General features: G+C 40.6%; 12 protein-coding genes and 1 other annotated feature. Of the genes, 2 read left to right on the top strand and 10 right to left on the bottom strand.

The features are described from left to right. The first annotated feature begins 16 nt into the window (after window positions 1-16). Window positions 17-472 (top strand): MarR family winged helix-turn-helix transcriptional regulator, encoded by a 456-nt coding sequence (locus tag MHB44_RS15375; RefSeq protein ID WP_341299892.1) that lies wholly within the window; start codon window positions 17-19, stop codon window positions 470-472. Window positions 473-525: 53 nt separating this feature from the next. Here MHB44_RS15375 and MHB44_RS15380 read toward each other — a convergent pair whose 3' ends face one another. The 8 genes from MHB44_RS15380 to MHB44_RS15415 form a co-directional block, all read right to left on the bottom strand. Further along, window positions 526-1,038, bottom strand: a complete 513-nt coding sequence (locus MHB44_RS15380; protein ID WP_341299893.1) for an adenine phosphoribosyltransferase — start codon at window positions 1,036-1,038, stop codon at window positions 526-528. Window positions 1,039-1,069: 31 nt separating this feature from the next. Next, a complete protein-coding gene (gene recJ / locus MHB44_RS15385; protein ID WP_341299894.1) occupies window positions 1,070-3,391 on the bottom strand; it encodes a single-stranded-DNA-specific exonuclease RecJ in 2,322 nt (773 codons plus the stop codon). A 198-nt stretch (window positions 3,392-3,589) separates the two neighbouring features. Then, on the bottom strand, window positions 3,590-4,381 hold the full coding sequence (gene trpA / locus MHB44_RS15390) for a tryptophan synthase subunit alpha (RefSeq protein ID WP_341299895.1): 792 nt from the start codon (window positions 4,379-4,381) through the stop codon (window positions 3,590-3,592). Then, a complete protein-coding gene (trpB, locus tag MHB44_RS15395) occupies window positions 4,378-5,583 on the bottom strand; it encodes a tryptophan synthase subunit beta (protein WP_341299896.1) in 1,206 nt (401 codons plus the stop codon). Before trpB ends, trpA begins: the two co-directional genes overlap by 4 nt. After that, window positions 5,567-6,196 (bottom strand): phosphoribosylanthranilate isomerase, encoded by a 630-nt coding sequence (locus tag MHB44_RS15400; RefSeq protein ID WP_341299897.1) that lies wholly within the window; start codon window positions 6,194-6,196, stop codon window positions 5,567-5,569. Before MHB44_RS15400 ends, trpB begins: the two co-directional genes overlap by 17 nt. Continuing rightward, entirely contained in the window at window positions 6,193-6,984 is a 792-nt protein-coding gene (gene trpC, locus MHB44_RS15405) for an indole-3-glycerol phosphate synthase TrpC (protein ID WP_341299898.1), read from the bottom strand. Before trpC ends, MHB44_RS15400 begins: the two co-directional genes overlap by 4 nt. After that, window positions 6,981-8,012: an anthranilate phosphoribosyltransferase gene (gene trpD, locus MHB44_RS15410; RefSeq protein ID WP_341299899.1), complete on the bottom strand. Its 1,032-nt coding sequence runs from the start codon at window positions 8,010-8,012 to the stop codon at window positions 6,981-6,983. Before trpD ends, trpC begins: the two co-directional genes overlap by 4 nt. Next, window positions 8,009-9,379, bottom strand: coding sequence for a chorismate-binding protein (locus MHB44_RS15415; protein WP_341299900.1), 1,371 nt, complete (start codon window positions 9,377-9,379; stop codon window positions 8,009-8,011). The genes trpD and MHB44_RS15415 overlap by 4 nt, the downstream gene beginning before the upstream one ends. 165 nt (window positions 9,380-9,544) lie before the next feature. Then, window positions 9,545-9,785 (bottom strand) — a binding site (T-box leader). Window positions 9,786-10,132: 347 nt separating this feature from the next. Here MHB44_RS15415 and MHB44_RS15420 point away from each other — a divergent pair. Next, the gene (locus tag MHB44_RS15420; protein ID WP_341299901.1) at window positions 10,133-11,821 is read left to right on the top strand and encodes a methyl-accepting chemotaxis protein; all 1,689 of its coding nucleotides are present in this window, start codon (window positions 10,133-10,135) and stop codon (window positions 11,819-11,821) included. A 57-nt stretch (window positions 11,822-11,878) separates the two neighbouring features. Here MHB44_RS15420 and MHB44_RS15425 read toward each other — a convergent pair whose 3' ends face one another. Both MHB44_RS15425 and secDF read right to left on the bottom strand, forming a co-directional pair. Then, window positions 11,879-12,796, bottom strand: coding sequence for a DMT family transporter (locus MHB44_RS15425; RefSeq protein ID WP_341299902.1), 918 nt, complete (start codon window positions 12,794-12,796; stop codon window positions 11,879-11,881). Window positions 12,797-13,054: 258 nt separating this feature from the next. Further along, complete coding sequence (gene secDF / locus MHB44_RS15430; protein WP_341299903.1) at window positions 13,055-15,322, bottom strand: protein translocase subunit SecDF; 2,268 nt, start codon at window positions 15,320-15,322, stop codon at window positions 13,055-13,057. Between the last annotated feature and the right edge of the window lie 197 nt (window positions 15,323-15,519).

Here is a 15,519-nt window from a genome sequence, read left to right on the forward strand (position 1 = left end):
AAAGGAGTGTAAAGCTGTGAAAGACATAGATTATACACAAATATGTGTTTGTGCAAACCTTCGCAAAAAAACGAGAGTGGTCACACAATTATATGATAAGTTGCTTCAGCCCACAGGTTTAAAAATTACGCAATACTCTATGCTTGCCAACATCGCTCATCAGCAAGCTGTCTCCATTAGCCGCTTAGGCGACATTTTGTTGCTTGATCAAACGACGATCACACGCAATATTCGTCTATTAAAGGAGCAAGGTTATGTGGAATTAACGAAAGATGCCCAAGATGCTCGTAGCAAAAATATTACTCTTACTGATAAGGGCATAGCAAAGCTCAATGAAGCAAGACCTATTTGGCAAACTATTCAAAAGAGAGTAATTGATGATATTGGCACCGAAAAATACGCAGATTTCTATGATACTTTGCGAACAATACAAAAAATCATAAAATCCTATGATGAGGAAGATAATACCTAATAAAAAAACGCCTAACATCAAGTGACAAAGCCTTGATGCTAGGCGAAACTTGCCTAATATTGAATAAGCGCTTTAATAGCTAAGTCGCCCAACTTCTCACGACCATTTAATTCTACAAGCTCAATTAGAAATGCACAGCCTACTACTTGTCCACCTAATTGCTCTACTAAACGAACAGTTGCCTCCACTGTACCGCCAGTTGCTAATAAATCGTCACAAATTAATACCTTTTGTCCTGGTCTAATAGCATCTTTATGCATTGTTAATGTATCTTTACCATATTCAAGACCATAATCCACACTAATCACTTCTCGTGGTAATTTACCAGGTTTACGAACAGGGGCAAAACCAATTTGCAACGCATAGGCTACAGGGCAACCAATAATAAAGCCGCGAGCTTCAGGACCTACGATAATTTCAGCACCTAATTCTTTGGCATATTCGACAATTTGATCTGTTGCATATTTATAGGCAGGACCATTATCCATAATTGTTGTGATATCTCTGAAGGTAATGCCCTCTTTCGGCCAGTTTTCAACCGTTGTAACATATTGCTTTAAATCCATGTAATTGTTCCTCCTACGAAACGTTTTTCGTCTAGTTCTGTAATCGTTCATCAAACCATTGCTTTAATTCAATATAAGGAGCATAAACAAGCTTTTGCTCCATTTCAATCTGCTGTGAACGTTGTTTGTAAGACGGTGCCTCTGTTAGTGCTTGTTTTGGAGCATTCTCGTTGACAGTCGTCAGTCCATTCTCCATTTTAACAAAACCAAGCTCAAAAAACACCTGTGTCATAAACTTTAATACTTCTAAGGGCCATCCTGTATGCTTAGCTAAATCTGCAATATGCATGTTGAGTGGAAATGCTGGTCGATTTTTCAAAAATTTATAATACCACGCAAATTGCTCCCTTGTCGGTAAGCCATTAAAGTATTGGGAGTCAGGCATATAAAAATGCGCATAAATACGTGAAGGTGCTGTTTGTTGTAAAATTGCTTCTAGCCTTTCAATGCTTTGTGGCAAATCTAACAGCACAATATAATCACTTTGGTCAATATTGGATAGGGTTGGATCAACCACCATAATTGATACACCAATTAATGACTGATAATAGGTCATCGTTTCAGGGCGAAAGGCAATAAACAATGCCTCGTCCTTCGGTATCGTATGGAGCCACCGAGCGGTTTGACGAATACCACGAATATCAAATAGTTGCCATTCTGTTGTTTGCACATCCTCAATCATAAATTGAGCCTTTTTGCGTCCTTGCCATTCATTAATTTGTAAATCACCTATAAAGGACACTTTAGTACCGTATGTTAGCTCATCCTGTAAATGCCCTTTATTAAAGCCCACACTGTCTAATTTTTCATAGCCATCTGTTAATTCCATTTTTATATGATTTTCAGCCGCTCCAATTTTACGCATTGATGCAATTTCTACATTCTCTAGCACATAAACAGGCTTTGGAAAATCCGTACCAAACGGACCAAGTGTGGCGATTTCCTCAATGGCTTCTGCTGAAATTTCATCGAGACGTAGCGGAATATCAATATGGACAACAGGTGTTAATTGCTCCTCTGTTAAACAAGCCCTTGCTTGAGCATCCAAACGTGTGCGTAATTCGTCCACATGCTCCATTGGTAAGGTCATACCTGCTGCCATAGGATGCCCACCGAAATGCGGTAAAATATCTCGATTTTTCGCAAGCTCATTATATAAATGAAAGCCCGCAATACTACGAGCAGAGCCCTTTGCTGTCCCTTTGTCCGCATCAAGTGATAACACAATAGTTGGGCGATAATATAGCTCCACTAAACGCGAGGCAACAATTCCAACAACTCCTGCATTCCAGCCTTCCCCCGCTACAACAAGCACGAAGGAATCCCCAATTTTTTTATCTGCTTCAATCAGTGCAATAGCTTCATCTGTAATATTTTTAACAAGATTTTTGCGTTCTACATTGCAGGCATTGAGCTGCTTTGCTAAGGCCGTTGCTTTTGTGCTATCCTCAGCCATTAATAAGTGAACGCCAGGAGCCGCCTCCCCAAGTCGACCAACTGCATTCAAGCGTGGGCCAAAATAAAAGCCAATCGTTTCTTCATTAATTTTCGCCTGCTCAGTGCTCGCTACATCACACAGCGCTTGTACCCAAGGACTAAGAGAGCGCTGCATTTCCTGTATCCCACGCTTCACAAGATAACGATTTTCATCCACTAATGGTACTAAATCCGCTACTGTACCAATCGCCACAAATTCCAGCAAATGTGTTGGCAATTCCCCATAAAGGGCATGTGCCAGCTTAAAAGCTACCCCAACTCCCGCAAGCTCACCAAATGGATAATCTCCCTCTGGCAAACGTGGATGTAAAATAATATCTGCTGGCGGTAGCTCATCACCTGGCTCATGGTGGTCTGTAACGATGACATCCATGCCCAGCTCCTTCGCCACTCGAATAGGCTCAATACCAGATATCCCATTATCTACTGTAATGATTAATTGTACATTCTCTTCATAGGCTTCACGAAATAGCGCTTCGTGCGGACCATAACCATGGATAAACCGATTCGGGATCTTAAACGATACATCTGCTCCAAGATCCAGCAAAACATTGAGTATAACGGCTGTGCTTGTGATTCCATCGGCGTCATAATCACCATAAATCAAGATTTTCTCACCCTTCTCTAATGCTTGCTCAATTCGTGCGACAGCTTCAGTCATGCCGGGCATTAGAAATGGATCATGGATACTTGCTTCAGTCATATTTAATAAGCTTTCTGCCTCTGCTGGTGTTTCACAGCCTCTTGCTGCTAAAATTTTTGCTGCAATCGAAGAAAGTTGTAAGTCATTTTGCAATGCTTGTACAAGTGTGGCATCTGGGCGCTCCACCTGCCATTTTTTTTTCGATAAAATCATCTTCTCACTTCCTTACGAAGGCTATTATACCGAAATTCTACAGGATCCGCACTATTCGTTAGATTAATAGATCTATGCTCTTCATAAAGCGTGGATGGTTGTTTCTCTTAATAGGGCAGATTCGTTTTATCGCACCCCTCTCTATCCACCATCTCCCTTAATAAGACGCCCCCTCCCCATCAAAAAAAGCCTACTCTCCTATTGAGTAGACTTTGTTCGTATATCTTTTGAGGCAGCTATCAGTGCTTCCACTGTGGCGATATCCCCTTTATGCAGAGCCGTTACAATGGCACTGCCGACGATGACGCCATCTCCTAATGCGCCCATGCTTTTGACTTGCTCTGGTGTAGAGATGCCAAATCCTGCAAGCACAGGAATTGGACTTGCCTGACGCAGCTGTGCAAAGTGATGCTCTAAATTATCCGCAAAATTAGCACGTGCCCCTGTAATGCCGTTTACCGTTACGGCATAGACAAAGCCTTGGCTGGCAGCCGCGATACGAGCGATACGGTCTGGCGGGCTTGTTAATGATACCAATTGTACAATGTCAATGGCGTATGGATTTAAAGCTTCACGCAAAATCTCGCTTTCCTCTAAAGGCACATCAGGTACAATTAATCCTTTAACGCCCGCTGCTACACAGGCTTGGGCAAAATTATCTAAGCCATAAGCTAACACAGGATTAAAATAGGTCATCACTACTAGAGGAACCTTGATATCTTCGCGAAAGGAAGCTAATGTTTGCAGCACCCTTCTCAAGGTCACACCTGCTGCAAGAGCGCGTTCTCCTGCCTGCTCAATCGTTGGACCATCCGCAACAGGGTCTGTGAAAGGAATCCCCACTTCAATAGCTGTAACACCTAGCTGCTGCAAGTTTAAAATCGTTGGTTGAATAGTTTCGAGCCCTCCATCACCAGCCATAATATAGGGTATAAAAGCTTTATGTCCTGCGATTTGCGCCTGCTCAATTGCCTGTTGTAAAGTTGTCATTTGTCATCCCCTCCTAATGCCGCTCGCACCGTATGTACATCCTTATCGCCTCGGCCTGATAAACACACGACAATTACCTGATCTTGCGGCATTGTTTTCGCCAGCTTTGCTGTATAAGCAATGGCATGGGAGCTTTCAAGCGCTGGAAGAATGCCCTCTGTTCGACATAATAATTGCAAGCCCTCTAATGCTTCATCATCTGTTATCGCATCAAATTGGGCACGACCGATATCGTGTAAATAACAATGCTCTGGGCCTTTTCCTGGATAATCTAATCCAGCTGAAATAGAGTGCGCCTCCTGGACAAAGCCATTGTCGTCCTGCAATAAATACATATAAGCACCATGTAACACGCCTAATTGTCCGCCTGCAATCGCTGCCGCATGCTTACCTGTTTCAAGCCCTGCGCCTGCTGCTTCCACGCCATATAAAGCTACTTCCTCATCATCAACAAATGGATGGAACATACCAATTGCATTACTGCCGCCCCCTATACAGGCAACAACTGCATTTGGTAGGCGTCCTTCCTTCTCTAAAATTTGCTTTCTTGTTTCAACACCAATAACGCGCTGAAAATCTCGGACAATTTTCGGGAATGGATGTGGACCTAATGCAGAGCCTAAAATATAGTGAGTATCCTCCACATTTGTTACCCAATAGCGTAGCGCCGCATTAACAGCATCCTTTAATGTTTTAGAACCACTCTCTACAGATTGAACCTTTGTGCCAAGCAGTTCCATTCGAAAAACATTTAGCTGCTGGCGTTTAATATCTTCTGCGCCCATAAACACTACACACTCAAGATTTAGTAATGCACAGGCTGTAGCTGTTGCCACACCGTGTTGCCCTGCACCTGTTTCAGCCACAATTTTCTTTTTACCCATACGTTTTGCCAACAATGCCTGCCCGATAGCATTGTTAATTTTATGCGCACCTGTATGGTTTAAATCTTCGCGCTTTAAATAGATTTTTGCACCGCCAAGCTCCTTTGTCAGGTTGGCTGCATAATAAAGAGGTGTTTCTCGTCCAACGTAATCCTGTAAATAATAGGAAAGCTCCTCTGTAAATGCTGGATCATTTAATGCTTCATCGTAGGCTGCCTCTAGCTCTACTAAGGCCGTCATTAATGTTTCTGGTACAAACTGCCCGCCAAATTGCCCGAAGCGCCCTTCCTTTGTTGGTACACTATTTGCGATTGACATGCTGTGCCTCCCCCTTTACTGCTTGTAAAAATGCTTGTATTTTTGTAGAGTCCTTTACCCCATCTGTTTCCACACCACTTGATACATCTAGCATACAGGGTGTAACGCCTGCGATGGCTTCGTGAATATTATCAGCATGAAGTCCACCCGCTAATATTAATTTCTCTCGTGGAATACCAACTTCCTCTAACAACGTCCAGTCAAAGGTATGACCGCTGCCTCCTTTAAAAGCAGTACCAGGTGCATCAAATAAATAGTAGTCCACCTGATAAGCGGCAGCAGCTTGCACATCCTCTTTTCCACGTACTGACAATGCCTTAATGGCTGGATGGCCCTGCTCCTGAATAAATGCTGGCGTTTCCTCCCCGTGGTATTGCACATAATCTAAGGGCACACGCTCCACCGCTTCCTTTAATTCAGCGGGCGTTGGATTCACAAATACACCAATTTTCAAAACACCCTCTGGTATTTGCTGCGCCAACTGCTGTGCCTGCTCAATCGATACACGGCGTTTGCTTGGTGCAAAGACAAAACCAATGGCATCTGCGCCTGCCTGAATAGCCGTCACAACATGCTCTGGTTCACGCAAGCCGCAAATTTTCACCTTTGTCATACAGATGCCTCCTCTTTTAGCACCTGTAATTGCTGTAATGCTGTGCCTGCATCTCCACTACGCATTAAAGCCTCACCGACAAGCACACCACTTGCGCCCATCGCTGCCACCTGCTGCGCATCCTCCTGCGACCAAATACCACTTTCACTAATTAACACACGCTCCTCACCAAATGGGAAGATCTCTGCAATTTCTTGTGTATGTGCTAGACTAACCTCAAAGGTGCGTAAATCACGATTATTGATACCAATTAACCTGGCATCTACTGCAAGCGCACGTTGAAGCTCTTCTTTATCATGCACTTCTACAAGTACCTCCAAGCCTAAGCTTGTAGCATAGCTATATAAGTCACGTAATGCTTCATCCGTTAATGCAGCTACAATTAAGAGAATAATAGATGCACCTGCTGCCTTGGCAAATCGAATCTGCACTCTATCTACCATAAAATCCTTGCACAATAGCGGTGTATCTACGACGTTGGCAACGTCAGTTAAATCCTGAAAAGAGCCTTTAAAAAATTCTTTATCTGTTAAAACAGAGATAGCCGCAGCGCCTGCCTGTGCATAAATTTGTGCTTGCGCAACTGGATTCGCCCCCTCTGCAATTAAGCCTTTAGAAGGAGAGGCGCGCTTCATTTCTGCAATGACCTGTAGTTTATTTGTCTTGTACAATGATTCAAATAAGGAGGGACGTGGTTTTGCTATAAAATCGGCTAACGGATCAGGTTGCTCCAATAAAGCACCTACCTCCACCTTTTTTTGCTGAAGAATTTTAGTTAAGATATTCATTGTCTGACCTCCACTTCTTTAATTTGCTGGCTGTAGGTAACGACTGCTTCTAGCTTTTGCAATGCTCGCCCACTAAAAATACTATCTTTTGCCATCTCAACGCCTTCTTTAACAGTTTCTGCTTGACCATAGCCAAACAATCCAATACCAGCATTTAATAACACTGTATCTAAGTAAGCACTTTGCTCACCAGCTAATAATTTTTTCATAATCACGGCATTTTCATCTGCATTGCCTCCACGAATTGCCTCTAATGGCGTAACAGGAAGACCAATATCCTCTGCTGTTAATGAAAAAGGAATTAAATCGCCTTTATCGACTAAAACGAATATATTTTGCCCCGCTAAGGAAGCTTCATCCAGCCCTTGTGCGCCTGACACAACAATCGCGCGCTCCCGTCCAAGCATTTGTAGCACAGACGCATATTCCATCACAAAATTCGGTCGGTTAATCCCTGTAAATTGTGTGGATAACGGCACTGGATTTGTTAAGGGTCCCACAAGATTAAAAATGGTTGGTTTGCCAAGTGCACGGCGAACCTCACCAATTCGCTTTAATTTGGGATGAACATTGGGCGCATATAAAAATGCAATTCCTTCCTTTTCCAATAGCTCCACTGTCTGAGCAATTGTAATATCCGTATGAATCCCTAACGCTTCTAAAACATCAGAACTGCCAGACGAGGAGGAAATTTTTCGATTCCCATGCTTGGCTATTTTGACCCCTGCACCTGCTAAAACAAAAGCAGAGGCTGTGCTGATATTAAATGTATGAAGCCCATCCCCACCCGTACCGCAATTATCCATATAGCCATTTTCTTGAACAGGTACCTTCCGTGCAAATGAGCGCATAATTGCTGCTAATGCTGCTACTTCATGGGCAGTCTCTCCCTTACTGGATAAAGCCGTTAAAAAGCTAGCAATCTCATCTTTTGGAGTATCGTCTTGAAATATCCATTGTGCAGCCTCTAACATTTCCTCATACATTAAGTGTTCACCTTGTAAAACTTTTTGTTGGTAATGTTTCATTTATTTTGACCTCCATTACGAGCAAGCAACTGCAAAAATGTCTGTTCTTCCTCTTGCACTTGTTGTAAAGCAGTGATTACATCTGTATATTTTGTTACTGTGATCATTGACTGCATATGCATCGTTTCATTTTTAACAACAATGGACTGCCCTGTTAAAGCAAAATCCAAATGTCCATTAAAACCAATAAAGCCGAGTGCACCGCCAAAAATGCCAGCAGTATAAGGCCATTTTTCTAAATACTGTGCCGCCTGCTCCTTCGGTATTCCTGTAACAGAAAATGGTGGCATTGTTACCGCTAGGACATCAAGAGCATGAAGCATGGGTAAAAGCTGTCCTTCTATCCTTGTTGTCATATGTAATGCATGCTTGGACCGTACAATGCGCATCGCATCCATCACCTGCACAGAATCTCGGAAACAAACAGACTGCAACTCTTGCTGCATTGCACTAACAAGCACAGCATGCGACTTTCTAACCTCTGTATGCTCAGATAATTTCCGTTCATTTGCCAAATCTTCACCTTTGGTAGCACCTCTTGGATATGTGCCCTCTGTAGGGGTAGCAATCACTCGCTCACCTTTTACCTGTATAAAGCTTTCAGGGGAAGTTCCTAAGACAATATGATCATCAAATTCAACATAATACATATAGGCAGCAGGTTTTTTCTTACGTAGCTGTCTATATAAAGAAAAAGCACCTCCTTGAAGATTTGCTACATAATGCTTTGGTAGCACAATTCTCGTTATTTCTTCATTTAATGAAGATTGGATCGTTTGAAAAGCTGTTGTAAATTGCTGATGGACTGGCGTATCAAGTAATTGATAATGGCAATCTACTTCATCACAGGCATCTCCATTTACTAATTGTTGTGCCAATGCCTCTAAATCAGGCTCTTGTTTTTCTGCATCAATATTTGTATAAATCAATGTCACTTCATCTGTTACATGATCAAAAACAATAATCGTTTCATAGACATGAAAATACGCATCAGGAAGTGCTAATGTATCATCCACCAACATTGTTGTACTACCATGCCCGATATAACCAACAGCCCCTCCCGAGAATGGAAATTGTGTTGTATTGGATATACGTGGCATTAGTCGCTTAAGGAGAACAAAAAGATCGCCGCTATGTGTATACGTTGCTCCTGTTTTATGAGAATACTCCTGAATTTGCTGACCAGTTCCTTTATATGTTTTTCTTGGATTTGCTCCAATAAACGAAAATCTTCCTGCTTCCTCGTGCTGTGCTGAACTCTCAAGCAAAAATTTATGTTTCCCCTGTAAACGTCTAAAAATTAAAATAGGTGTTAAAGAATCACCATTTAGTCTTTTCATTTTTGTTCTTGGACTCGTTGTTTGCATAACCATCAAACTCCTTTTCAAAATCTGTGACATCTGCTGAGGCTTTCTATTGCTTCAGCAGGTGCATGGACTCCCGCTGAATAGTATCGCTCTGCCGAGGTGGAAGTCTTCTGTACCTGCTTTCCAAGATAAAAAAAGCCCCTGCAAAAAGGACTGTTCCTAATTGCAGAGGACGATTATGACCGCGTTGCCACCTCATGTTAGAGCATAATGCTCCCACCTTTATGCCTGCTCTATAATGACCTTTAGCCATATAAATCAAGCTTCCCTATAACGTAGGAAATCCCGTTCGCTTTTTAGGAGCGACTCTCATAAGTCCATTCACATAAGCTACAAATCAGTTCACACCAACCACTGACTCTCTAAATTGTACACTTACGTTACTATTCTTATTCAACAATTTTTTAGCTATTCTCATCTAAACTCAGCTCATCTGTTCTTAGGCTGACCTCGCTCCCGAGGCCTTCTACCTTGACCGAACAAAAAGTTAGCCTTAATTCTATGTCAAACCTTTATAATTGTCAATAAATTCTGAAGAAAAAGTTAAAATCTATAGGTCCAAAAAGAAAATAAACGCCTTGTTTCTACAGTATTGACCAAGTAAAAATATCAAGTTATAGTAACCTCAGAATATGTATGTTGGTTTATGGCGAAATGCTCTATTCAGTAGTTATATATGTCTGTCGAACAACAATCAAACCTCTGGCAAACATCATCAAATTTTCCATACAATCAAAGAAAGTGGGAGTCAATATGTCCATTCGTAAAAAACTAAATCTAGGTTTTATTTTCTTAATAGGTCTCTTGTTTATTGCCAGTATTGTGTCCTTTCTTCAATTCAAAGCTACACAAAATGATTTAGAGGAAGTACTTAATCATCGCATCGTTCAAATCGAATTAACAGAGAAAATACGACAGCAGCTTGCCTCTCAAGGTCTATTTTTACGATCCTACATTTTAAATAGAAAGGATGCAACCGCTAAAGAAAATTTAGAGCGTTATGAAAAGCAGTTACCCGAAACAGTTGAGGAGCTTTCTGCGATTGTACGCTCTGATTATACAAAAAATATTATGCAGCAAATAACAGAGCTGCAAAACGAGCTGCTCACTCATTCAACAAAAGCACGCCAAGCATTTGAGAATGGTCAGACAGATTTAGCCCTCACCCACATTAATGAAGATGTAACACATTATAATAAAGAAATTTTTGCGTTAACAGCTGATTTATTAAATTATCAGCAGGAGGCACTTCAAAAAACAGATCAGAAAGTAAATCAAACCGTTTCACGCGCTCTTATAATTTCTATTAGTTTACTGATTGCCAGCATTGTTATTGGGCTGTATTTTATACGATTTGTGAGAAAATCCATTGTTCAGCCATTACGCCAGGTGATAGGTGCAGCGGATACTTTAGCGCAAGGGGATTTATCCATTGCCCAGCTTGATCATCACTCAAAGGATGAAATTGGTACACTAGCAGGTGCCATCAATACATTAAAACAAAATTTAGCAGGATTAATCACCAATATTCAAGATAGTGCCTCACATCTATCAGCGGTTTCAGAGGAACTTTCTGCCAGTACAGAAGAGGTAACAACGGCTTCCGATGATATTGCACAGCGAATTCAAGAGAATGTTACCTATATTACTTCATCTGCTAGTAGCTCACAACAAAGTGCTATCGCAATGGATGAAACAGCCACTGGTGTCCAACGTATAGCTGAAGCTACACAAAGCTTACACCATAACGCTACGAGTATGACACAGCTTGCCCAGACAGGTGGCACAACTATTTTAACAGCACAACAACAAATGGATACGATCTCAACGGCTACCTCTGAAGTTGCTACATTAACCCATAAGTTAACGAAGCAATCAAAAGAAATTGAACAAATTACAGCCGTGATCACAGCCATTTCAGCACAAACAAACTTACTCGCGCTTAATGCAGCAATTGAAGCAGCAAGAGCGGGAGAGCATGGTAAAGGCTTTGCGGTGGTGGCTGATGAAGTACGTAAACTTGCTGAGGAATCCAATCAATCAGCTAGTCAAATAGTTGCGATTACAAAGGAAATTCTTGTAGATACAGAAAATGTAGCAACCGCTGTGGATAATGGCTTAGCTTCTGTACAGGATGGTGTTGCCAAAATTCATGAAGCAGGCGATGCGTTCTATGCAATTACATCGGCGGTCACAACATTTACCGAGCAAATTGAAGAAATCTCTGCCATATCTGAGGAAATCTCTGCAAGCGCCGAACAAGTTGCAGCCTCTGTCACAGAAATCGCCAATGTCTCCAATCACTCAGCCAGTAACTCACAAATCATTGTAGACGCTGTGGACGAGCAGGTTGCCACCATGCAACAAGTGAATACGGTTGCTGAGGAATTAAGCAGAAATGCCCAACAGCTACAAGCTTTACTACAGCAATTTAAGTTATAGATAAAAAAATCTGCTAGTTTTTTAAAAGCTAGCAGATTTTTTGCTAAGTGGAAATGGCTAAAAGAATTTTAACAACGCAATGCCACAAATTATTATAATGACAGCAATTACTCTCCTCTGATCAATTGGATATTTAGGCAAGCCCATCATGCCGAAGTGATCAATGAAAAGTCCCATTAAAATTTGCCCCAACATAGCAGTCATCAACGTCAATGTCACACCTAAATGAGGCATTAAAATGATATTTGTTGCAATATAAATAGCGCCTAATAAACCACCTATAAAATGCCAAGGCTTTAATTGCAAGTTATCGGTATAAAATAGCAACTTGATTCCCTTATTAATGATCATTGCTAGAATCAATAAAATAATCGTACCGACTGTAAATGAAATAAAGGCAGCATATAAAAAAGAATCTACCTTATATCGAAGCGCACTGTTGATCGCTGTTTGCACGGGAGGCATCATACCTGTACATAACCCAAATAATAGCCATAATCGAGAAGAACTTTGAGAAACACTTGGATTTTTCTTCGCATTCATATAAATAATCCCGCTTATCAAAAGGAGAACCCCAACGATATGTAAAACATGTAATGGTTTTGCTTCTACACCAAACCATCCAAATGTATCAATCATTATACCAATCACCATCTGTCCAGTGACGGTAATAATTACCGTTAGGGCTGCACCGAGTTTTGGTAATAAAATAATATTCCCCGTAAGAAAAATAACCCCTAGTGCACCACCCGTCACCCACACATACGAGAAGGATTGAGTTGCAAAGAAAGATAATGTAAACTTACTAGGATCTATTAGGAGATTAGCTATCAACAGCAAGATAGCTCCCGTTAAAAAAGAATAAAATGACGTCGTAAATACAGACTTCGTAAACAAATTTAAACGATTGTTCACGGCTGTCTGCATCGGAATCATCATGCCCGCGATTATCCCTAGAACAATTAATATGTACAAAAAAACCCTTCTTTCTACAAAACGTAATGATTTTTATTTTAAATAAAGAATTTATGAAATACAATATTCCTGCTTTTACTCATTGAAATAGGAAATACAATCATTACACTCACCCATTAAAATGAAAAAGGGCTGTGCAAAAAGATTTTCACTTTTGCACAGCCTTCTTCTATTATTAATGGGAATATACTAGACAAGCTTGCTTCTATAGTGATGATCATAGAAGCAACCTTTTGGACAAACCCTTTTTAACATTCTTTACACAACAGGCTCATCTGTACCCCATTGTTTTTTCTCTTTTTTCTGTAGCTGTCCATTTGATTTTTTCATTTCACGTATTTTTAATGAATACCAAATTTGAGCTGCAATACAGATTGAAGAATACATACCTGTAATTAAACCAATCAATAAAGCGATGGAGAAGTTTTGAATAGATGGTGCGCCAAAAATTAATAACGCTACCACTACAATAATAACAGTTAATACTGTATTGACAGAACGTCCCATTGTTTGGCGCAATGATTTATTGACAATATTAGCCAATACTTCTCGGTCATTAATTGTATCATAGCGCTCTAGGTTTTCACGCATACGGTCAAATGTAACGATAGTATCATTGATGGAGTAACCAACAATCGTTAACACAGCCGCAATAAACGTTATATCCACCTCTAGGCGCATAAAGCTAAAGACTGCGACAATTAAGAATACGTCATGCAGAAGCGATACAATCGCTCCGATCCCCATGCGCCATTCAAAACGAATCGCCACATAAATAATGATCCCTAGTGCTGCAAGAGACAATGCTTTAATAGCATTTTTCACAAGTTCCTTACCAACTGTAGGTGATACAGTACTTATAGTAGGGTTATGACCATATTTCTCCGTTGTTTCTTTTTGGAATTTTAAAATATCAGCTTGTGATAAATCGGTTTTATAGCGTATAACTGCTGAGTTACTCTTTTCTCCCGACAGTACAATATCGTCAGAAGGGAAATCGATGCTATCCACATATTTTTCCACTTCTTCTTTTGTTAACGTTTGATCAGCTTCAATTTGAACACGTGTACCGCTAGAGAAATCAATACCAAGGTTTAGACGGAAAATACCAAGAACAACTAAACCAGCCACTAAAATGGCTAAAGAGAATGTATAAAATTTCTTGCGATTGTGAACAAAATCAAATCGATCAAATTTCGTTGATAAATCTAGTGCACCAATATTTTCATCCAAGCTATGTTGCTTCGATTTAGCAATACCAAACCATGCCGGATTATTGAAATAACCACTATTTACAAGCAACCCTAATAGGACACGTGAACCCCATACCGCTGTTAGGAAGCTTAGCAAAATACTAATAATTAATGTTGTAGCAAAGCCTTTTACAGAGCTTGTCCCAAAGTAAAATAGCACTGCTGCTGCTAATAACGTTGTTAGCTGTGCATCAACAATCGCGGATAAGGATTGCTTAGAGCCAAGCTGGAAGGCTTTTTTAACAGGATGCCCTACACGCAATTCCTCTCGAATACGCTCTGCCGCTAAAATATTTGCGTCAACTGCCATCCCAATACCAAGTACAATGGCTGCGATACCAGGAAGCGTTAATACCGCATTAATCCAATCGAAAATAACCAATACTAGGAATGTGAAAATAACGAGTGTAATAATTGAAACAAAGCCCGGTAAGCGGTAGTAGAAGAGCATAAATAAGAAAATAATCACTACGCCCACAATACCTGCAAAGATTGTATCATTTAAGGCATCTGTACCAAACTGTGCACCTACAGACGTTGAATAAATTTCATCCAATTTAACAGGTAATGCTCCTGCATTTAAAATACCTGCTAAATTTTTTGTTTCTTCAACAGTAAAGCTACCACTAATCATTACATCTGTTGTATTTAATGTTTGGTTAACCGTTGCTGCCGATGCATAGCGAGGCTTCGCTTTTTGGGATTCTGCTTTATAGGAATCCACACCTTCCTCAAAGTCTAACCAGACAACCATTAAATTTTGGCCAGCGGGTTTCGCTGCAATTTTACTTGTTATATCAGCAAATTTTTCCGCATCTTTTAATTTTAGTGATACAATTGGACGATTTTGTTGGTCAAAGGAGTCAGTTGCTCCATTTTCCTTTAGATCATCTCCATCTAATAGTAAATTATCATCCACATCACGGAATGTTAAATTTGCAGAAGTAGATAATAATTTACGTGCCGATTCCTGATCCTCAACACCTGCTAATTGCACCCGAATTCGGTTTTCTCCCTCAACCTGAATGCTTGGTTCACTTACCCCAATCGCATTAACACGGTTGCCAAGAGCTGTTGCCGTGGCTGTGACAATTTCTGGTGTAATTTTTTGTCCTTCTTTTAATTCTTTTACCTCATAAAGCACTTCAAAGCCGCCTTGTAAGTCAAGACCAAGCTTAATGTCCTTTAAGACGCCGTTTACAGTCGTGCCAATTCCTGCTGCAAAAAGCACCAAAATCAGTACGAATGCCACTATACGACTTTTTAGTTTCATCAATAAATCCTCCTCGAATTGGTGTAAGGGCAATCCCCTTACACGCCAAACAAGTAACTAGCAATACCTTTCGAAACACCTTATCCTCCTTTTCCTTTAGAATCATGTTACCTGTGCTTCAAAAAGGTTGCTTTACTTATTTCAATCGTTCATAACGCGCAAGTTTATCTTTGTATTATTAGGTACTCACCTTCTAC

Source organism: Lysinibacillus sp. FSL H8-0500, assembly GCF_038051955.1.
Lineage (GTDB): Bacteria > Bacillota > Bacilli > Bacillales_A > Planococcaceae > Lysinibacillus > Lysinibacillus macroides.